At 72.5% G+C, this 19341-nt stretch carries 18 protein-coding genes; 13 read left to right on the forward strand and 5 right to left on the reverse strand.

Translation table 11 applies throughout. The annotated features are described in order from the left end of the window. The first annotated feature begins 127 nt into the window (after nt 1-127). Nucleotides 128-541, forward strand: coding sequence for a MerR family transcriptional regulator (locus ACFVWY_RS20370; RefSeq protein WP_389874182.1), 414 nt, complete (start codon nt 128-130; stop codon nt 539-541). 230 nt (nt 542-771) lie between these two features. Here ACFVWY_RS20370 and ACFVWY_RS20375 read toward each other — a convergent pair whose 3' ends face one another. Together ACFVWY_RS20375 and ACFVWY_RS20380 are read right to left on the reverse strand one after the other, a co-directional pair. Then, nucleotides 772-1050, reverse strand: a complete 279-nt coding sequence (locus tag ACFVWY_RS20375; protein WP_389874185.1) for a hypothetical protein — start codon at nt 1048-1050, stop codon at nt 772-774. Nucleotides 1051-1059: 9 nt separating this feature from the next. After that, nucleotides 1060-1842, reverse strand: coding sequence for a PspA/IM30 family protein (locus ACFVWY_RS20380; RefSeq protein ID WP_376686290.1), 783 nt, complete (start codon nt 1840-1842; stop codon nt 1060-1062). 296 nt (nt 1843-2138) lie between these two features. Between ACFVWY_RS20380 and ACFVWY_RS20385 the strand changes: the two genes are divergently transcribed. The 3 genes from ACFVWY_RS20385 to ACFVWY_RS20395 all read left to right on the forward strand — a co-directional run bounded on the left by ACFVWY_RS20385 (nt 2139) and on the right by ACFVWY_RS20395 (nt 4796). Next, nucleotides 2139-2738, forward strand: a complete 600-nt coding sequence (locus tag ACFVWY_RS20385; protein ID WP_389874188.1) for a DUF3043 domain-containing protein — start codon at nt 2139-2141, stop codon at nt 2736-2738. Between the two features lie 146 nt (nt 2739-2884). Next, complete coding sequence (locus ACFVWY_RS20390) at nt 2885-3592, forward strand: class I SAM-dependent methyltransferase (protein WP_389874191.1); 708 nt, start codon at nt 2885-2887, stop codon at nt 3590-3592. Between the two features lie 85 nt (nt 3593-3677). Then, the gene (locus tag ACFVWY_RS20395; RefSeq protein ID WP_389874194.1) at nt 3678-4796 is read left to right on the forward strand and encodes a S1C family serine protease; all 1119 of its coding nucleotides are present in this window, start codon (nt 3678-3680) and stop codon (nt 4794-4796) included. Nucleotides 4797-5024: 228 nt separating this feature from the next. Here the strand turns inward: ACFVWY_RS20395 and ACFVWY_RS20400 are convergent, their stop codons facing one another. After that, complete coding sequence (locus ACFVWY_RS20400; RefSeq protein ID WP_389874197.1) at nt 5025-5234, reverse strand: hypothetical protein; 210 nt, start codon at nt 5232-5234, stop codon at nt 5025-5027. Between the two features lie 128 nt (nt 5235-5362). On the opposite strand from ACFVWY_RS20400, the gene ACFVWY_RS20405 reads away from it, so the two are divergent. The 4 genes from ACFVWY_RS20405 (at nt 5363) to ACFVWY_RS20420 (ending at nt 10403) form a co-directional block, all read left to right on the forward strand. Further along, on the forward strand, nt 5363-6565 hold the full coding sequence (locus ACFVWY_RS20405; protein WP_389874200.1) for a bifunctional adenosylcobinamide kinase/adenosylcobinamide-phosphate guanylyltransferase: 1203 nt from the start codon (nt 5363-5365) through the stop codon (nt 6563-6565). Between the two features lie 138 nt (nt 6566-6703). Further along, nucleotides 6704-7795, forward strand: a complete 1092-nt coding sequence (gene cobT, locus ACFVWY_RS20410; protein ID WP_389874203.1) for a nicotinate-nucleotide--dimethylbenzimidazole phosphoribosyltransferase — start codon at nt 6704-6706, stop codon at nt 7793-7795. Nucleotides 7796-7884: 89 nt separating this feature from the next. After that, entirely contained in the window at nt 7885-9687 is a 1803-nt protein-coding gene (locus ACFVWY_RS20415; RefSeq protein WP_389874206.1) for a phosphatidylglycerol lysyltransferase domain-containing protein, read from the forward strand. After that, nucleotides 9684-10403 (forward strand): hypothetical protein, encoded by a 720-nt coding sequence (locus tag ACFVWY_RS20420; protein ID WP_389874208.1) that lies wholly within the window; start codon nt 9684-9686, stop codon nt 10401-10403. Before ACFVWY_RS20415 ends, ACFVWY_RS20420 begins: the two co-directional genes overlap by 4 nt. On the opposite strand, the gene ACFVWY_RS20425 is transcribed toward ACFVWY_RS20420, so the two are convergent. After that, a complete protein-coding gene (locus ACFVWY_RS20425) occupies nt 10346-11107 on the reverse strand; it encodes a hypothetical protein (RefSeq protein ID WP_389874211.1) in 762 nt (253 codons plus the stop codon). The genes ACFVWY_RS20420 and ACFVWY_RS20425 overlap by 58 nt on opposite strands. Before the next feature lie 88 nt (nt 11108-11195). Between ACFVWY_RS20425 and cobS the strand changes: the two genes are divergently transcribed. After that, a complete protein-coding gene (gene cobS, locus ACFVWY_RS20430; protein WP_389874214.1) occupies nt 11196-11975 on the forward strand; it encodes an adenosylcobinamide-GDP ribazoletransferase in 780 nt (259 codons plus the stop codon). Between the two features lie 18 nt (nt 11976-11993). On the opposite strand, the gene ACFVWY_RS20435 is transcribed toward cobS, so the two are convergent. After that, the gene (locus ACFVWY_RS20435; RefSeq protein WP_389874216.1) at nt 11994-12821 is read right to left on the reverse strand and encodes an endo alpha-1,4 polygalactosaminidase; all 828 of its coding nucleotides are present in this window, start codon (nt 12819-12821) and stop codon (nt 11994-11996) included. Nucleotides 12822-13061: 240 nt separating this feature from the next. Here ACFVWY_RS20435 and ACFVWY_RS20440 point away from each other — a divergent pair, with 240 nt between their 5' ends. The 4 genes from ACFVWY_RS20440 to ACFVWY_RS20455 all read left to right on the forward strand — a co-directional run bounded on the left by ACFVWY_RS20440 (nt 13062) and on the right by ACFVWY_RS20455 (nt 19007). Then, nucleotides 13062-14606 (forward strand): leucyl aminopeptidase, encoded by a 1545-nt coding sequence (locus tag ACFVWY_RS20440; protein ID WP_389874218.1) that lies wholly within the window; start codon nt 13062-13064, stop codon nt 14604-14606. 385 nt (nt 14607-14991) lie between these two features. Continuing rightward, on the forward strand, nt 14992-16380 hold the full coding sequence (lpdA, locus tag ACFVWY_RS20445) for a dihydrolipoyl dehydrogenase (protein ID WP_389874222.1): 1389 nt from the start codon (nt 14992-14994) through the stop codon (nt 16378-16380). Between the two features lie 61 nt (nt 16381-16441). Then, nucleotides 16442-18226, forward strand: coding sequence for a 2-oxoglutarate dehydrogenase, E2 component, dihydrolipoamide succinyltransferase (gene sucB / locus ACFVWY_RS20450; protein WP_389874224.1), 1785 nt, complete (start codon nt 16442-16444; stop codon nt 18224-18226). Nucleotides 18227-18383: 157 nt separating this feature from the next. Beyond that, on the forward strand, nt 18384-19007 hold the full coding sequence (locus ACFVWY_RS20455; RefSeq protein ID WP_376686305.1) for a GntR family transcriptional regulator: 624 nt from the start codon (nt 18384-18386) through the stop codon (nt 19005-19007). The last annotated feature ends 334 nt before the right edge of the window (nt 19008-19341 follow it).

Raw genomic sequence — 19341 nt, forward strand, 5'->3', positions numbered from 1 at the left:
TGGGGGGGACGTCGCGGCACTCCCCGGCCCCCCCACCTACAACACCACACCCAAACCGTGGGGGTCGAGTGGGGGGGGGTCGGGGCGGGACGCGGCCCGCCACGACGGGAAGAGCCAGGAGAACGGCGTGGACGACAAGCACATGCAGATCGGCGAGGTCGCCGCGCGGACGGAGCTGTCCCTGCGCACCATCCGGCACTACGAGGAGACCGGCCTGGTCATCCCCTCCGCCCGGTCCCAGGGCGGATTCCGCCTCTACACCGAGACCGACGTCGCCCGCCTCATGGTCATCCGCCGGATGAAGCCGCTCGGCTTCACCCTGGAACAAATGCGCGACCTGCTGGACGCCACCGACCGCCTGGACAGCGGCGACGCTCTCCACGACGCCGAGCGCGAGGTGCTGCTGGAGCGGGTGCGGACCTACCAGCAGACCGCCACCGAGCAGGTGGAGAAGCTGCGGATCCAGCTGGCCCGCGCCGAGGACTTCGCCGCCACCCTGGGCGCCCGCCTGGAACGGAACGCCCCGACCAGCGCCGTCTAGGGCCCCGCCCGCGTCCGCCCGTACCGGTAACGGGGGCTGGCGCGCACACGTCGCCGGACTCCGGGGCCGGAACGCCCCGCGCCCGCTTACGGGAACGGCCCGCCCTTCCGCACACGGGCGCCCCCGTGTCCGCACCGCACGCACCGCACGCCCCGTGCCGGACACACCCGTGCCCCGTGTCCGGCAGACCGGACACGGGGCACGAAGGGATGCTGGAACGGGCCCGGTCGTCAGCCGGGGATCAGGCCGTCGTCGCGGAGCATGGCGCGCACCTCGTCGAGGGTCGCGTCGGGCGACGGCAGGATCAGCTCGGACGGCTCCAGAGCGTCGTCCGGCAGTGCCGTGCCGAGCTCGCGCACCCGGGCGAGGAGTGCGTGGAGGGTGCCGCGGAAGCCCGGTCCGTCACCGCTCTCCACCTCGGCGAGCAGTTCGTCGTCGAGCTTGCCCAGCTCGGCGAGATGACTGTCGGCCAGGGCGACCTGGCCCTCCCCCATGATCCGTACGATCATGACGCTGCCTCAGCTCTTGTCGAACCTGTGGGGGGACTGCGAGGACTGGCGCTGGGCGGCGTCCTGCGGTCCTCCCTCGATCGCCTGCTGCGAAGTGGAGCCGCCGGCCAGCTCGGCCTTCATGCGCTGGAGCTCCAGCTCCACGTCCGTGCCACCCGAGATGCGGTCCAGCTCGGCGGCGATGTCGTCCTTCGCCGTGCCGGTCGGGTCGTCCAGGGCGCCGGAGGCGAGCAGCTCGTCGATGGCACCGGCGCGGGCCTGGAGCTGCTGGGTCTTGTCCTCGGCCCGCTGGATCGCGAGGCCGACGTCGCCCATCTCCTCGGAGATGCCGGAGAACGCCTCGCCGATCCGGGTCTGCGCCTGGGCGGCGGTGTAGGTGGCCTTGATCGTCTCCTTCTTCGTGCGGAAGGCGTCGACCTTGGCCTGGAGGCGCTGGGCCGCGAGCGTGAGCTTCTCCTCCTCGCCCTGCAGCGTGGAGTGCTGCGTCTCCAGGTCGGTGACCTGCTGCTGGAGCGCGGCGCGCCGGGACAGCGCCTCGCGGGCCAGGTCCTCGCGGCCGAGCGCGAGCGCCTTGCGGCCCTGGTCCTCCAGCTTGGCGGACTGGCCCTGCAGCTGGTTCAGCTGCAATTCCAGCCGCTTGCGCGAGGTCGCCACGTCGGCGACTCCGCGGCGTACCTTCTGCAGCAGTTCGAGCTGCTTCTGATACGAGTAATCGAGGGTCTCGCGCGGATCCTCGGCCCGGTCAAGGGCCTTGTTTGCCTTCGCGCGGAAGATCATCCCCATACGCTTCATGACACCGCTCATGGGCTTCGCGCGCCCCCTTCTGACGGACTGAGCTCCAGCACTCCAACAGAACCCACACTACGGGCCCTGTCTCTATTACCGCACTGTTCGAGCACGGATGTGCTCCTCCCCAAGGACGACTGCTCCGGGTCACCGCTCCGGCCCAGGGAGTAGGCGCGGGCCGGGGAAGCCCGGAACGGCCGCCCGTACCGGACACCTGGTACACCGGGCAGGACGCAGGCCGTTGCCGGATCGTTCCCGGCCGGTCTGGGGCCGCCGCGATCGAACCCGTACCCTTGGACCTTGTGTTCCGTAGCCGTTCGAAGGAAGAGAAGGCGCCCACCGGCAAGGTGACGGCGGACCTCTCCACGCAGCCCCGCGACCCGCAGGCTCCCAAGGGTCGCCCCACCCCCAAGCGCAGCGACGCCCAGTCGCAGCGCCGTCGCGCCTCCAGTGGCGCGCCGCTCGACCGCAAGGAGGCGATGCGGCGGCAGCGAGAAGCACGCCGTACGGACCTGGCCAAGCAGCGCGAGGCGCTCTCCAACGGGGACGAGCGTTATCTGCCGGTCCGCGACAAGGGCCCCGTGCGGCGCTTCGTCCGTGACTACGTGGACTCGCGCTTCTGCATCGCGGAGTTCTTCCTGCCGCTGGCCGTGATCATCCTGATCCTCAGCGTCATCCAGATCCAGAACATCCAGACGATCTCGCTGCTGCTCTGGCTCGTCGTGATCGTACTGATCGTGCTCGACTCGATCGGGCTCTCGATCCGTCTCAAGAAGCAGCTCAAGGAGCGCTTCCCCGATACGCCCAAGCGTGGCGCGGTTGCCTACGGCCTGATGCGCACGCTTCAGATGCGTCGCCTCCGGCTGCCGAAGCCGCAGGTCAAGCGTGGAGAGCGGCCCTGAGTACGCACATCTCCGGCTCGGCTGGCGGTCCGTCCGCCGGCCGGCCGGGTGATGCCCCGCCGATTCCCGTCAGCGGGTTCACCGGGGGTTCCCCGGCGTGGCTGAAGGGGCTCGGCGGACTGCGCAACACCGTCCGCCAGGAGCTGGTGGCCCGGCAGCTCGACGAGCAGATAGCCGCGCGCTTCCCGGTCGGGCAGCGGCTGCGGGTGCTCGATGTGGGCACCGGCCAGGGCACCCAGGCGCTGCGCCTGGCACGGGCCGGACACACGGTGACCGGGCTGGAGTCCGACCCCGAGATGCTGAAGGTGGCCCGGGAGGCACTGGGCGGCGAGCCCGCGGGCATCCGTGAGCGGGTCCGGCTCATCGAGGGCAACGGCCTGGACACCGGGGTGCACTTCCTGCCCGGCAGCTTCGACGTGGTGCTCTGCCACGGGGTGCTGATGTATGTGCGGGAGCCGGACGCGATGCTCGCGGGCCTGGCCCGGATGCTGGCCCCGGGCGGGCTGCTGTCGCTGCTGGTACGGAACGCGGACGCGCTGGCCATGCGCCCGGGGACCGCCGGGGACTGGGACGCGGCGCTGGCCGCCTTCGACACGGACACGTACACCAACCGGCTGGGCCTCGTGGTGCGGGCGGACCGGCTGGATTCCCTCACGGCCACCCTCGCCGGGATCGCGGCGCCGCTGCACGCCTGGTACGGGGTGCGCGTCTTCACCGACAACGTGAGCAACGACGTGGAGCTGCCAGCCGCCACCGAGCTGGAGCAGGTACTGGCCGCGGAGGACCGCGCCGGGCGGACGGACCCGTACCGCCGGGTCGCCGCGCTGCTGCACCTGTGCGGCGTACGGGGCTGAGCGAGGCCGCACCGGTGCGCCTCGGCCGCACCCGACAGGGCGTACCCAACGGGCCGAAAGCCGGACCGAAGGCAACAATCCAGACATGGATGCCTCCCCCACGCAGGGCCCCGCCCGCCGAACGCTGCTCCTCCTGACCGCCGGTCTCTGCGCGCTCGCCCTGGTGAGCGGCTGCTCGGACCCGTCCTCCGGCTCGTCCTCGTCGAGGACCGGGCCCGGCAGTTCGGATTCCGACGCGTCGCGGACCGGGGCCAGAACCGCGGCCTCCCCCTCCGGGGCCATCAGCGATCTGCAGAACGAATACCAGACCGTGATCGAGGACGTGCTGCCGTCGGTCGTGCAGATCGAGGCACCCGAGGGGCTGGGCTCGGGGGTCGTCTACGACACCGAGGGCCACATCGTCACCAACGCCCATGTGGTCGGCAGCGCGACGGCGTTCAAGGTCACCGTCGCCACCGGCGAGAAGGTGGTGAGCGCCTCACTGGTGTCGGCCTATCCGGAACAGGATCTGGCGGTGATCAAGCTCGACCAGGTGCCGGACGGGCTGAAGCCCGCGCGGTTCGGGGACTCGACGAAGGTCGAGGTGGGGCAGATCGTCCTGGCGATGGGCTCGCCGCTCGGGCTGTCCTCCAGCGTCACCCAGGGCATCGTCTCGGCGCTCGGCCGGACTGTCAGCGAGAGCCGGGCGGGCGGCGGCACCGGCGCGACGATCGCGAACATGGTGCAGACCTCGGCCGCGATCAACCCGGGCAACAGCGGGGGCGCGCTGGTCAACCTGGACAGTGAGGTGATCGGCATCCCGACCCTGGCGGCGACCGATCCGGAGCTGGGCGGCAGCGCGGCGCCGGGCATCGGGTTCGCGATCCCCGTGTCGATGGTGAGGACGGTCGCCGACCAGATCATCAAGAACGGCCGGGTCGTCGACTCGGGCCGGGCGGCCCTGGACATCACCGGACGTACGGTCGTCGACGACAGCTACCAGCCTGCCGGGGTGGCGCTGGTCAGTGTGGCGAAGGGCGGCGCGGCCGATACGGCGGGGCTGCGGGCCGGTGACATCATCACCGGGCTGGACGGCCAGCCGGTCACCACGATCACCTCGCTGCAGGAGGCGCTCGCCGCGGACAAGCCGGGCGAGAAGGTGACGGTGACCTATCTGCGCGACGGCAGGGAACGGACGGCCAAGGTCACTCTGGGCGAGGTCTGAGGGCTGTCCCGGGAATCCCTGGCGGATCAGCGTGCGGCGTCAGACGCGGTGCATCGATCGCAAGGCGGAGGGACGCCCGAATACGGGATGTATCCGGGTGTTCCGGCGGCGCGGCGAGGCGCCGTGGCTGTCGTCGCACGCCCGCCAGGGATGACGGGACAGCCCTCAGGGTCTGCCCGGCCGCCGCGGTCCGGCCCCGCACCGGCGGGTCCGGGCCGCGGCCGTGGGTCAGCCCTGGTCGGCGCTGAGGCTCATGGGGCCGTAGACCTTCGTCCCGTCGTCGAAGAGCGTGACCTGCTCCGCCCCGCCGTCGAGGAGTTCCTTCCAGTGCTCACCGATCCAGGACTCCGCGTCGCCCTGGGTGGTGAACTCCTCCGGCTGGAGGGACGGCTCCGTCTCCGTGCCGTCGGGCTTCTCGAACCGCCACGTCCACGCCATGTCCGCCTCCTGGAGTCATCGGGATGCCCCGCAGCCTAGTGCCTGGGGTGGCCGTGCGGACCGGGCCCGCACCCGTACGGACGTGCCCAGGTCGCGCACCGGGCGCGCGGACGCGGGAGGATCAAGGCGTGGAACTGACTCTGCTCGGCACCGGAGCCCCCGACGGGCTGCCGCGGCCCGAATGTCCCTGCGCCGCCTGCGCCCTCGCCCGTGGGGCGGGTGCGCGGGCGTCGACCGCGCTGCTGGTCGACGGCGCGCTGCTGCTCGATCTCACCCCGGGCGCCGCGTTCGCCGCGGCCCGTTCGGGTCACTCGCTCAGCGGCGTGCGGCAGGTGCTGCTCACCCATCCGCACGACGGGCCCGCCGTGGAGCTGCCCGCGGGGCTGCCGCCCGCCGGGCGGGTGCCGGACGGCCGTGAGCTCACGCTGATCAGCGGGCACCGGGTGCGGGCGGTGCCGATGGACGCGCCGGGGACGGGGTACGAGGTCGTGGGGCCGGAGGGTTCCCGGCTGCTGTACCTGCCCCGGGGAGCGGCGCCCGCCGGTCTCACGGGCCGGGCCGCGGAGCCGTACGACATGGTGGCCGGCGATGTGGTGGGGCGGCCGGACGCGGTGGCGCGGCTGCGGGCCGCGGGGGCGGTCGGCCCGGCCACCGGGATCGTGGCCGTCCACCTGGACCATGACGCGCCGCCCGGCGCGGAGCTGGCGAGGCGGCTCGCCGCGGCCGGGGCGCGGGCCGTGCCGGACGGGACGACGCTGGTGGTGGGCGGGGATCCGGCGGCCCCGGTGGTGCCCCGGCGCACGCTGGTGACGGGCGGGGCCAGGTCCGGCAAGTCGGTGGAGGCGGAGCGGCGGCTGGAGACCTTCCCCGAGGTGGTGTACGTGGCCACCGGCGGCGACCGGGAGGGGGACGCCGAGTGGGCGTCCCGGGTCGGGTTGCACCGGGAGCGGCGGCCGGCCGTCTGGCGCACCGAGGAGACCTGCGAGCTGGCGGAACTGCTGACGGCGGACGGGCCGCCGCTGCTGATCGACTGCCTGTCGCTCTGGCTGACCGACGCGATGGACCGGGTGGACGCCTGGGACGACGCGGTGTGGGCGGGCGGCGGCGAGGAGGCCCTGCGGGCGCGCACCGCCGAGCTGGTCGCGGCGGTGCGGGCCACCCGCCGTACGGTCGTCGCCGTCACCAACGAGACCGGCTCGGGGGTGGTGCCCGCGACGGCCGCCGGGCGGCGGTTCCGGGACGAGCTGGGCCGGTTGAACGCGGCGGTCGCCGGGGAGTGCGAGCAGGTGCTGCTGGTGGTGGCCGGGCAGGTGGTGCCGTTGCGCGGCTGAGCGTCCCGTCCGGTCGGCCCCGCGGGGAAGATCCTCGCTCCGGCCGGGGGCCGGAAGGGCTGCGGGTACTGTTCCGCAGTGAGCCCGCCGCCGGGCTCACCGGCCCACTCGACGCATCGACCCGCGAGGCAGACCCCCGTGAATCTGGACGACTTCTCCGATCTGATCGAACGCCCCGACGGCGGCGTACGGCGCGATGCCGAGGAACGGCGGGAGCGGCTGCTCGTTCCCGGCGGTGCTCTCGGCCGCCTGGACGAGCTGGGCGAATGGCTGTCGGCCGCGCAGCAGGCCGTACCGGTCAGGGCGATCGAGCGGCCGCGCGTGGTGCTCTTCGCCGGTGATCACGGGGTCGCGTCGCTGGATGTCTCCGGGCGAGCTGCCGGGAGCGCGTACGAGCTGGTGCGGGCCACGCTGGAGGGCACGACGCCGCTCGCGGTGCTGGCCCGCCAGTTCGACGTGCCGGTGCGGATCGTCGACGCCGGTCTGGACTGCGACCCGGAGCTGCTGCCCGAGCCGGTGGTCCGGCACCGGGTGCGGCGGGGCAGCGGCCGGATCGACATCGAGGACGCGCTGACGGCCGAGGAGGCCGAGCGGGCGGTGCGGCTCGGCATGGCGATCGCCGACGAGGAGGCCGACTCGGGCACCGATCTGGTGGTGCTCGGCGATCTGAGCGTGGGCGGGACGACGGCCGCGGCCACCCTGATCGCGGCACTCTGCGGCACGGACGCCTCGGTGGTCACCGGGCGCGGTGGCGCCGGGATCGACGACCTGGCGTGGATGCGCAAGTGCGCGGCGATCCGGGACGCGCTGCGGCGGGCCCGGCCGGTCCTCGGGGATCAGCTGGAGCTGCTGGCCACGGTGGGCGGTGCGGACCTGGCGGCGATGACCGGGTTCCTGCTCCAGTGCGCGGTGCGGCGGCTGCCGGTGATCCTGGACGGGGTGGTCTCCGCGGCCTGCGCGCTGGTGGGACAGCGCGCGGCGTTCCGGGCGCCGGACTGGTGGCTGGCGGGCCAGGCGAGCGGTGAGCCCGCGCAGGCCAAGGCGCTGGACCGGATGGCACTCAACCCGCTGCTCGACCACGGCGTCATCGTGGGCGAAGGAAGCGGGGCACTGCTCGCCCTCCCGCTCGTCCGGGCCGCCGCGGCCCTGGCGGCCGAACTGCCCGAGCGCGAGGCGGAAGCGGAAGCCGAGGACGAGGCGGCGGGCGCCGCGTACGACGACGCGACCTGAGGTCCCGTGGACCGGTGGTGCTGCGGTCGCCGGACACCGGCCGCAGCGTAGCCCCTCATGCAGTGCGATGCCCCATATGATCGCTTTTCATGGGAGAGGTCCATTTGGCCACCGGAACACCTGGCCGGGACGGCGCCCGGTCACCGAGCACCGTACGGTCGCGACGCGGCGCGGCCTTCGCCATCTGGTACCTGCGCGTCGTGTCGTTCATCAACTTCCTGAGCGCCGTCTGGGTCACGCTCGGCAATGACCTGCGCCGCCACAACACGGCGGACTACTTCACTCCCTATCTGCTCACCGCGGGCTTCTCCTCCGGGGTGGTCGCCCTCTTCCTGGCGATCACCATGCGCCGCCGCAAGCGGGCCGCCTGGATCCTGAACCTGGTGGTGAGCAGTCTGTTCCTGCTGGTCTTCGCCCTGGCTCTGCTGTTCCCCGAGGTCCGGCGGTACGCGCAGAACTGGGTCTCGCTGGGGCTGACCGCCGCCTTCGTGCTGGCGCTCGTCCTCGGGCGGCGCGAGTTCTACGCGAAGGGCGACCGGTCCAACCCGAAGCTGGCGGCCGCCGTCGCGGCGGGCGGGCTGCTGGTCACCTCGCTGATCGCCGCGGGCCTGGTCACCCTCACCAACACCGCGCCGCACGGCGACCGGGCGTCCTTCCTGGACCGCTGGCGGTACGGGGCGCTGCGGCTGGTCTCGGTCGCCGACAACGACGCCGCCTTCCCCGGGATCAGCACCCCGTCCTGGGTCAACGTCTCGGTCAACGTGCTCTCCACCCTGCTGCTGATCGCCGTCGTGTACGCGGCGTTCCGCTCCCGCCGGGCGGTCGACCCGCTCACCGCCGAGGACGAGGCCCGGCTGCGTGCGCTGCTCGACCGGCACGGCGAACGGGATTCCCTCGGCTATTTCGCGCTGCGCCGGGACAAGAGCGTCATCTGGTCCCCGACCGGGAAGGCCGCGGTGGCCTACCGGGTGGTGGGCGGGGTCTCGCTCGCCTCCGGCGACCCGATCGGCGACCCGGAGGCCTGGCCCGGGGCGATCGCCCCCTGGCTCGCCGAGGCCCGCGAGCACGGCTGGATCCCGGCCGCGATGGGGGTGAGCGAGGAGGGCGGCACGATCTACGCCCGGCACGGCCTGGACGCCCTGGAGCTGGGCGACGAGGCGATCGTGGAGACCGCCGAGTTCACCCTGGAGGGGCGGGCGATGCGCACCGTCCGCCAGGCGTACAACCGGGTCCGGCGGGCCGGGTACGAGGTCACCGTACGCCGCCACGCGGACATCCCCGGGGCGGAGATGGCCGAGCTGGTGCGGCGGGCCGACGACTGGCGCGACGGGGCGACCGAGCGCGGCTTCTCGATGGCGCTGGGGCGGCTCGGGGATCCGGCCGACGGGCAGTGCGTGATGCTGGAGTGCCGGGACGCCCCGGGCGCGGACGGTGCGCCGGGCCGGCTGCGGGCGGTGCTGAGCTTCGTACCGTGGGGGCCGGGCGGGCTGTCGCTGGACCTGATGCGCCGGGACCGGGACTCCGAGAACGGGCTGATGGAGTTCATGGTCATCGAGCTGCTCCGGCGTGCCGACGAGATCGGGATCACCCAGGTCTCACTGAACTTCGCGATGTTCCGGTCCGTCTTCGAGCGGGGTTCACGGCTCGGCGCCGGACCGGTGCTGAGGCTGTGGCGCTCGCTGCTCAGCTTCTTCTCCCGGTGGTGGCAGATCGAGTCGCTGTACCGCGCCAACGCCAAGTACCGGCCGATCTGGGAGCCACGGTTCATGCTGTTCGAGAGGAGTGCGGACCTGCTGCGCATCGGTGTCGCGGCGGGCCGCGCCGAAGGGTTCCTGGAGGCGCCCGGACTGCCCAAGTGGCTGCACCGCTCGCATCTCGGGACCGGTGGATGAGACCCCCGCGCGCGCTGCGCGGAGCGGCTCGCCGGGAGTGGGGCCCGCTGGCGGGGACCGTCCGCGCGGAGCTCGTGGAGAAGCGGCTGCGGGCGGTGCCGATGACACTCGCCGCGGTCTGCCTGACCGCGCTGCTCCACGTGGCGCAGAACCAGCCGTGGGGCCTTGGGCCGGTGCGGACGCTCGGGGCGGTGCGGGCCGAGGACCCGTGGTGGGCGGCGCTGGCACGGACACCTCTGTCGCTGTTCGTACCGGCGCCGGACCTGCCGGTCTGGGGAGCGCTGGCGCAGATCCTGGTGGTGTTCGGGACGGCCGAGATCTGCCTGGGCCGGTGGCGCACGCTGATGATCGCGTACCTGGCGACGCTGGCGGGCACGCTGTACGCGCGGACCGGTGTCGCGCTCGGCCCCGGCACACCGTTCGGGCTGCCGGACGCCGACGCCCGGATCGCGGACACCGGCCCGTCCGCCGCGGTGGTCGGCCTCGCCGTCTACGTCTGCTACGTCCACCGGGCCCGCTTCACCGGGGCCCTGGTGATCACCGCGATGGCCGTCGAGGTGGCCGTGAAGGACAACCTGGCGGGCAAGGAGCACCTGGTGGCGATCGCCGCGGTACTCGCGCTGTGCGCCTGTACGGGGCGCCGGGACCGGCGCCGGGCTCAGGGAGCGCGCCCGGACAGCGGCACCCGGTCCGGAGCGCCGCCGATCAGGTCCTGAAGCCTGCGCTCGGGGCCCGCCCAGCGCACGTTGTGGCGGTAGTCACGCAGCAGGGAGCGGGCGCGGAACCGGGGACGGTCACGGTAGAAGCGCTTCGCCCACACCGAACCGGGCCGGGCCAGCCGGATGGCCGCGAACAGGGCGACGAACGGGACGAGCGTGCCGATGACCGCGAGCCGCGCCTTGCCCTTGAAGAGGGCGGTCAGGACGAAGCAGAAGTTCACGGCCACGGTCAGCAGGACCCCGAGCCGTCCCTGCTCCTCGTCGCTGCTCACCTCGTTCACGCCGAGCGGTGAGAACCCGGCCAGCACCAGCAGGACGAGCGCCGCGGTGAGGGCGACCACCTCCACGCTCCGGCGGCCCTCCTCGGTCCAGTACACGTCGTCGAGGTGCACGATCAGCGCGAACTCGTCCAGCACCAGCCCCGCCCCCGCGCCGAAGACCACGGCGCAGATCCCCGCGGTGACGCCGTGGCGTCCGCTGGCGACCGCGCCGAAGCCGCCGACGACGCTCAGCACCACGCCGGGGACCACGTGGTGAATGTGCACACCGCCGGGGGTGATGTCGCGGAACGGGCCCTTGCCCGCCCTGATCATGCGGGTGATGACCCGGGTGACGGCGAAGGTGAGGACGAAGGCGGCCAGGGCGAGAAGCAGCGGCAGCTTTCCCGGCTCGACGATGTTCCGGTCGAACCAGTGACCCATGCCACCCACTCCCGATAAGTCGACCTTGTATTGATTCATTGCGTTACGGGCAATCTATCGGCCGGACGCAGCGGTTAGCCTGCGCGCCGTGACCTCCCTGAACAGCCACGGCGTCCGTTTCGCCTTCGGCACCCTGACCGTGCTCCCCGTCCGCGTCACCCGCTGGGACCGGGAGACCGCCCGGACCGGGATGCTCTGCGCGCCGCTCGCCGGGCTGGTGGTGGGGGTGCTCGCGGCGGCGGCCGGCTGCCTGTCGCTGCTGCTCGGCTCGGGCCCGCTGCTGGCCGCCGTCGCCTCGGCCGCGGTTCCCGCGGCGCTGACCCGGGGGCTGCATCTGGACGGTCTCGCGGACACGGCCGACGGCCTGGGCAGCGGCAAGCCCGCCGACCAGGCCCTGCGGATCATGAAGCAGTCGGACATTGGGCCGTTCGGTGTGATCACCCTGCTGTTCGTGCTGCTGGCCCAGGTCGCGGCGCTCCAGGAGCTGTACGCGCGGAGCTGGGCGGACGGCGCGGTGGCGGCGGCCGTCGCGGCGGTGGCCGCCCGCCTGGCGCTCACCCTGGCCTCCTGCCGGGGCGTGCCCGCGGCCCGTCCGGAGGGGCTGGGCGCGGCGGTGGCGGGCACGGTGACGGTGCGGGGCGCGGCGCTGGCCGGGGCCGTGGTGGTCGCGGGGTGCGCGGGGGCGGGGGCGCTCCTCGGCGGGTACGGGGCGGCGCGTCACGCAGTGGCCGCGGTGGCGGCCCTGGGAGTGGCCCAGTTGTTGCTGCGGCGGTGTGTACGGCGGTTCGGCGGGGTGACCGGTGATGTGTTCGGCGCCCTGGCCGAGACCGCGGCGACAGCGGTGCTGGTGGTGCTGACGTTCGGTTAGGCCCTCCCGGACCGGCCTTCAGCCGCGGGGCTGCGGGCACTCCTGGCGCCATGCGCCGAGTTCGTACTTCTTCAGCAGGGAGCTGAGCCCCAGCCGCCGCGACTGGCCGCAGAACCGGGTGACCGGCAGCTCGTACTCGACGTGGAACACGGCCTTGCCCGCCTTCACGAACGGGGAGAGCTTCGCGCATTCGCCGTACTGCGCGCACTGTTCGTTGACCGCGAAGTCGAAGTCCGGCTCCAGCTCGGGGATCTGGCCGAGGTCGTTCTTCAGGCCGACGGCGAGTCCGTGCCGGTGGGCGATCTCGGCGATGAGCCGGTTGTAGCGCAGCTGGTCGGCGGCGGTCAGGGGGAAGCCGGTGCGGTTTCGGTAGCCGTCCATGTTGTCGGGCTCGACGGCGTCGAAGCCCTTGCGCGCGCACATCGCGATCCGCTTCTCCATCAGCGGTTCCAGGACGTCGGTGCGCCGGATGTCGAGCCAGCGCTCGCCCTTCCAGCCGTTTCCCCTGCCGAGCACCCGGGCGGGGAACTTCCCGGCGTCCGGGCGGAATTCCTCCCAGGCGCCGGTGGAGAGGTAGCAGATCACCTTGCGGCCCCGGCGGTGCAGGCCGTCGACGGCGGCGGTGCCGTGGTCGAAGCCGTCGATGTCGTACACCGGGACGTCCACCGCCGGATCGAGCGGGCCGGAGAGCTGCCACTGCCAGCCGAGGCCCGCTTCCGGCCGCCAGTGATCCCTGGCGGCGGGCTCCGGCGCCGGCTCCGGTGCCGAGGTGCAGCCGGACAGCAGGGCGGTCAGGGTCAGCAGCAGTGCGCCCGCCCTCAGGCGTGCGGCCCCACGGGCGTGCATGGTCCCCCCTGGTCGGTCCCGTTCCGCCGCCGACCTTACGGTGCCCGGCCCGGCCAGGCCGCACGGGGGCCGGGGAACCGAAGCCGCTTCGAGCCATCGACGGCCCGCCGCCGTGATCCCACCGCAAAGGCGCGCGTAGGCTCATTCCCGGCACATCGCGGGGGCGTCTACGATGCGCCGGGCACGGTCGGCCCATCCCTCGACCACCATGGAACTCAACGGAAGCGAGATTTCACCACCGTGACTGCTCTCACTCTCAGCACTGCCGGGGCGGCGACGCTGCGCGCCGACGCACTCGTCGTCGGGGTCGCCAAGGGCGCCAAGGGTCCGGTGCTCGCACCGGGCGCCGAGGCCGTGGACCAGGCGTTCGGCGGGAAGCTCGCCGCCGTCCTCGAGGCCCTGGGCGCCACCGGTGCCGAGGGCGAGGTGACCAAGCTCCCCGCGCCCGAGGGACTGAAGGTCCCGGTCGTCATCGCGGCCGGCCTCGGCTCCGCCCCGGAGAAGGGCGAAGCGTACGGCGCCGAGGCGCTGCGCCGCGCCGCCGGTTCGGCCGCCCGCACCCTGTCCGGCGCGAAGAAGGCCGGTTTCGCGCTCCCGGCCGAGTCCGCCGAGGACGCCGGGGCGGTCGCCGAGGGCGCGCTCCTGGGCGCGTACGCCTTCACCGCGTACCAGCAGGGCGAGAACAAGCTCGCCCCGAAGGGCAAGAAGAACGGCAACGGCGCGAAGCAGCCGCTCGCCGAGGTCGCCCTGCTCGGTGCCAAGCCGCGCGACAAGGCGTTCAAGGCCGCCGCCGAGCGCGCGATCGCGCTGGCCGAGGAGATGAACCGCGCCCGCGACCTGATCAACACCCCGCCGAACGACCTGTACCCCGAGTCCTTCGCCGCCGTGGCCACCGCCGCGGGCAAGGAGCACGGCATCAAGGTGCAGGTCCTGGACGAGAAGGCGCTCGTCAAGGGCGGCTTCGGCGGCCTGATGGGCGTCGGCCAGGGCTCCACGCACGGCCCGCGCCTGGTGAAGCTGGCGTACACGCACCCGAAGGCGGAGAAGACCCTGGCCCTGGTCGGCAAGGGCATCACCTACGACTCGGGCGGCATCTCGCTGAAGCCGGCCGGTCACAACGAGACGATGAAGTGCGACATGAGCGGCGCCGCCGCCGTGTTCGCCGCCGTCGTCGCGGCCGCGCGCCTGGGCCTGCGGGTCAACGTCACCGGCTGGCTGGCGCTCGCCGAGAACATGCCGTCGGGCAACGCCACCCGCCCGGGTGACGTGCTGCGCATGTACAGCGGCAAGACCGTCGAGGTCCTGAACACGGACGCCGAGGGCCGTCTCGTCCTCGCCGACGCGCTGACCCGCGCCTCCGAGGAGAACCCGGACGCGATCGTCGACGTGGCGACCCTGACCGGCGCGATGGTGCTGGCGCTGGGCAACCGCACCTTCGGCATCATGGCGAACGACGACGCCTTCCGTACCTCGATCCACGAGATCGCCGAGGAGGTCGGCGAGGCCTCCTGGCCGATGCCGCTCCCCGCCGACCTGCGCAAGGGCATGGACTCCCCGACCGCCGACATCGCCAACATGGGCGAGCGGATGGGCGGCGGCCTGGTGGCCGGGCTCTTCCTGAAGGAGTTCGTGGGCGAGGGCATCGCCTGGGCGCACCTGGACATCGCGGGCCCGGCGTTCCACGAGGGCGCTCCGTACGGCTACACGCCGAAGGGCGGCACCGGCTCCGCGGTCCGCACGCTGGTCAGGCTGGCCGAGCGCACCGCCGACGGCGACCTCGGCTGAGGTCATGAGCCCGAGGTCATGAACCCGAGGCCACAAGCCGGCATCGGGAACCTGACGCCGCGAGCCTGACGTACGGCCCCGGGCATAGGCCCGGGGCCGTACGCGTTGCTCCGACGGCACCACCGCGCGGAAATCCGGCGGGTTTCGCTCTCAACGAAATCCGCAGGCGTCTACGCGGTGGTAACCGCCCGGGACGGATGATCATCCGTCCCGGACCCGGGCCCCGCGTCCCGCTCACCGTCAACAAGTGCGAAGATGGGTTCTCGGCAGGACAGGGCCCCCACCACAGGGCCGAAAAACACACAGCGGCCGAACACCAGCCGACCGGCGGTCATCCCCCAGCGACGGGGCCCGGCGTACGGCGCACATGCATGGAGGACGTGACGTGGCGAACGACGCCAGCACCGTTTTCGACCTAGTGATCCTCGGCGGCGGTAGCGGCGGTTACGCCGCGGCCCTGCGCGGGGCTCAGCTGGGCCTGGACGTCGCTCTGATCGAGAAGGGCAAGGTCGGCGGCACCTGCCTGCACAACGGCTGCATCCCCACGAAGGCCCTGCTGCACGCCGGCGAGATCGCCGACCAGGCGCGCGAGTCGGAGCAGTTCGGTGTCAAGGCCACCTTCGAGGGCATCGACATCGAGGCCGTCCACAAGTACAAGGACGACGTGATCTCGGGCCTGTACAAGGGCCTGCAGGGTCTCATCGCCTCGCGCAAGGTCACCTACATCGAGGGTGAGGGACGGCTCTCCTCCCCCACCTCGGTGGATGTGAACGGCCAGCGCGTCCAGGGCCGCCACGTGCTGCTCGCGACCGGCTCCGTGCCGAAGTCGCTGCCGGGCCTGGAGATCGACGGCAACCGCATCATCTCCTCGGACCACGCGCTGAAGCTGGACCGCGTCCCGAAGTCCGCGATCGTGCTGGGCGGCGGCGTCATCGGCGTCGAGTTCGCCTCGGCGTGGACGTCCTTCGGCACCGACGTGACCATCATCGAGGGCCTGAAGCACCTGGTCCCGGTCGAGGACGAGAACAGCTCGAAGCTCCTTGAGCGCGCCTTCCGCAAGCGCGGCATCAAGTTCAACCTCGGTACGTTCTTCCAGAGCGCCGAGTACACGCAGGACGGCGTCCGCGTGACCCTCGCCGACGGCAAGACCTTCGAGGCCGAGGTGCTGCTGGTCGCCATCGGCCGCGGCCCGGTCTCGCAGGGCCTGGGCTACGAGGAGGCCGGGGTCGCGATGGACCGCGGCTACGTCCTCGTCGACGAGTACATGCGGACCAACGTGGAGACCATCTCCGCCGTGGGTGACCTGGTCCCGACGCTCCAGCTCGCGCACGTCGGCTTCGCCGAGGGCATCCTGGTGGCGGAGCGGCTGGCCGGTCTGAAGACCGTTCCGATCGACTACGACGGTGTCCCGCGGGTGACGTACTGCCACCCCGAGGTCGCCTCCGTGGGCATCACCGAGGCCAAGGCCAAGGAGCTCTACGGCGCGGACAAGGTCGTCGCTCTGAAGTACAACCTCGCGGGCAACGGCAAGAGCAAGATCCTCAAGACCGCGGGCGAGATCAAGCTCGTCCAGGTCAAGGACGGTGCCGTGGTCGGCGTCCACATGGTCGGTGACCGTATGGGCGAGCAGGTCGGCGAAGCCCAGCTGATCTACAACTGGGAGGCGCTGCCCGCCGAGGTCGCGCAGCTCATCCACGCCCACCCGACCCAGAACGAAGCGATGGGCGAGGCCCACCTGGCCCTGGCCGGCAAGCCGCTTCACTCCCACGACTGATCCAGTCGACCGGGCGCGACGACGACCTACTTCCGCACTTTCGTAAGGAGCAACTGAAACCATGTCGGTTTCCGTAACCCTTCCGGCGCTCGGCGAGAGCGTCACCGAGGGAACTGTCACCCGCTGGCTGAAGGCCGAGGGCGAGCGCGTCGAGGCCGACGAGCCGCTTCTCGAGGTCTCGACCGACAAGGTCGACACCGAGATCCCGGCCCCCGCAGCGGGCATTCTGGCGTCCATCAAGGTCGCCGAGGACGAGACCGTCGAGGTCGGCGCCGAGCTGGCCATCATCGACGACGGCACGGGTGCGCCCGCCGCGGCTCCGGCCGCCGAGCCCGCGGCCGCCCCGGCCCCGGCCCCGGCGCCTGCCGCCGAGGCCCCCGCCGCCGCTCCGGCCCCCGCGGCCGAGGCTCCGGCAGCCGCACCGGCCGGTGGCGCCGCCGGTACCGACGTCACCCTTCCGGCGCTCGGCGAGAGCGTCACCGAGGGCACCGTCACCCGCTGGCTGAAGGAGGTCGGCGAGGAGGTCACGGAGGACGAGCCCCTCCTGGAGGTCTCCACGGACAAGGTCGACACCGAGATCCCGGCCCCGGTCTCCGGCGTGCTGCTGGAGATCGTCGTCGCCGAGGACGAGACCGCCGAGGTCGGTGCCAAGCTCGCCGTCATCGGTGCCCCCGGTGCCGCTCCGGCGGCTGCCCCGGCTCCGGCCGCTCCGGCGCCCGCCGCCGCTCCGGCGCCCGTGGCCCCGGCCGCTCCGGCTCCGGTGGCCCCGGCCGCCCCCGCTCCGGCTCCGGCCCCGGTGGCGCCCGCCGCCCCGGTCGCCGCTCCGGCTCCGGTGGCTCCGGCCGCTCCGGTGGCTCCGGCCGCCCCGGCTCCGGTCACCCCGGTTGCCCCGGCCGCGCCCTCCGGTGACGACGGCGCGTACGTCACCCCGCTGGTCCGCAAGCTCGCCGCCGAGAACGCCGTCGACCTGGGCGCGGTCAAGGGCACCGGTGTCGGTGGCCGTATCCGCAAGCAGGACGTCGTCGCCGCCGCGGAGGCCGCCAAGGCCGCCGCCGCGACCCCGGCTCCGGCCGCCCCCGCCGCTCCGGCCGCCTCGAAGAAGGCGCCGAAGCTGGAGGCGTCCCCGCTGCGCGGCCAGACGGTCAAGATGACCCGCATGCGCAAGCTCATCGGCGACAACATGATGAAGGCGCTGCACTCGCAGGCCCAGCTGACCACGGTCGTCGAGGTCGACGTCACCAAGCTGATGAAGCTGCGCAACCTGGCGAAGGACGCGTTCGCCGCCCGCGAGGGCGTCAAGCTGTCCCCAATGCCGTTCTACGTCAAGGCGGCGGCCCAGGCGCTGAAGGCCCACCCGGTCGTCAACGCCCGGATCAACGAGGACGACTCGACCGTCACGTACTTCGACTCGGAGAACATCGGCATCGCCGTGGACGCCGAGAAGGGCCTGATGACCCCGGTCATCAAGGGTGCGGGCGACCTGAACATCGCGGGCATCGCCAAGAAGACCGCCGAGCTGGCCGGCAAGGCCCGTGGTGGCGGCCTGACCCCGGACGACATGTCCGGTGCCACCTTCACCATCAGCAACACCGGCTCGCGCGGTGCGCTCTTCGACACCGTCATCGTGCCGCCGAACCAGGCCGCCATCCTGGGCATCGGTGCCACGGTGAAGCGTCCGGCGGTCATCGAGACCGAGGAGGGCACCGTGATCGGTGTCCGCGACATGACGTACCTGTCGCTCTCCTACGACCACCGTCTGGTGGACGGCGCGGACGCCGCCCGTTACCTGACCTCGGTCAAGGCGATCCTGGAGGCCGGCGAGTTCGAGGTCGAGCTCGGCCTCTGAACGCGGCGGCTGTAACCAGCCTCACCAGCGGCGCCCCCGTCCGGAGCACATCCGGGCGGGGGCGCCGCCGTATTGTCTAGGTCACGCCCCAGACACCGCCGGTCGCCCCGGCCGCCGTGATGACGCGGAAGCACCGGTTCGTCCCGAAGGAGCCCTCATGACCCCGCCCGTCGTCCACTCGCTGCGCGAACAGATCCGCGAGCACATCGTGGAGGGGATCGTCAGCGGGCGCTGGAAGCCCGGTGAGCGGATCGTGGAGCGCCGCATCGCCACCGAGCTGGAGGTCAGCCAGACGCCGGTGCGCGAGGCGCTGCGGGAGCTGGAGACGCTCCGGCTGATCGAGTCGGCCCCCAACAAGGGCGTCCGGGTCCGCAATCTCACCGCCGCCGACCTGGAGGAGAGCTACCCGGTGCGGGCCGGTCTGGAGCAGATCGCGGCGGAGCTGGCGGCCCCGGCCCTCGGTGAGGACTGCTCCCGGCTCACCCCGCACGTGACGGCCCTCTACGAGGCGGACCGACTGGCCGACGGCGAGGCGCAGGTCCGGCACACCGTGGGATTCCACCGCGAGATGGTGCGGGCGGCGGGCAACGCGGTGCTGCTGCACACCTGGGAGGGGCTGGGCATCGAGGTGTTCACGGCCCTGTCGATCCGCTGGCTGGGCACGGTGCAGAAGTCGTACGCGGAGGAGCACGAGGCGCTCATCGAGGCGTTCCTGCGCAAGGACCCGGACATCGGGGTGCTGGCCAAGGCACACGTCCTCGGGTGCGCCCCGCGCGCCTAGGGCCTCTCGTTTGGATCATGCCGGGCTCGCGGGGGCCGGCACGCACATCTGCCGCGTTGTCGTCAGTCACCGACGCTCCGCGTCGGCTCCTTCCTCCGCCTTGCAGCTGCACGCACCAGCCCCCGCTCCCTGATCCAGCCTGATCCAAACGAAAGACCCTAGGGGCCGCCGGAGCCGCACGCATCTGTCGCGAGGGGCGCTCGTCCGTGCAGGCAGGCGCCCTTTTTGCGCCGTAAATCCCGTCACTCCGTGCCCCGTTTCGCGGCACCGAATGCCAATTTCTTCATATCGAGAAGTTTTGCCCTTCACCCTTTGATCGATCATCGATCGGCCC

It is taken from the genome of Streptomyces sp. NPDC058195, from assembly GCF_042883525.1.
GTDB lineage: Bacteria > Actinomycetota > Actinomycetes > Streptomycetales > Streptomycetaceae > Streptomyces.

Coding starts and splice junctions, on each gene's coding strand:
- ACFVWY_RS20455 (WP_376686305.1), top strand. CDS start 18,384: ATGACCCCGCCCGTCGTCCACTCGCTGCGCGAACAGATCCGCGAGCAC.
- ACFVWY_RS20425 (WP_389874211.1), bottom strand. CDS start 11,107: ATGGGTCACTGGTTCGACCGGAACATCGTCGAGCCGGGAAAGCTGCCG.
- ACFVWY_RS20400 (WP_389874197.1), bottom strand. CDS start 5,234: ATGGCGTGGACGTGGCGGTTCGAGAAGCCCGACGGCACGGAGACGGAG.
- ACFVWY_RS20415 (WP_389874206.1), top strand. CDS start 7,885: ATGGGAGAGGTCCATTTGGCCACCGGAACACCTGGCCGGGACGGCGCC.
- ACFVWY_RS20380 (WP_376686290.1), bottom strand. CDS start 1,842: ATGAAGCGTATGGGGATGATCTTCCGCGCGAAGGCAAACAAGGCCCTT.
- ACFVWY_RS20395 (WP_389874194.1), top strand. CDS start 3,678: ATGGATGCCTCCCCCACGCAGGGCCCCGCCCGCCGAACGCTGCTCCTC.
- ACFVWY_RS20420 (WP_389874208.1), top strand. CDS start 9,684: ATGAGACCCCCGCGCGCGCTGCGCGGAGCGGCTCGCCGGGAGTGGGGC.
- ACFVWY_RS20435 (WP_389874216.1), bottom strand. CDS start 12,821: ATGCACGCCCGTGGGGCCGCACGCCTGAGGGCGGGCGCACTGCTGCTG.
- ACFVWY_RS20375 (WP_389874185.1), bottom strand. CDS start 1,050: ATGATCGTACGGATCATGGGGGAGGGCCAGGTCGCCCTGGCCGACAGT.
- sucB (WP_389874224.1), top strand. CDS start 16,442: ATGTCGGTTTCCGTAACCCTTCCGGCGCTCGGCGAGAGCGTCACCGAG.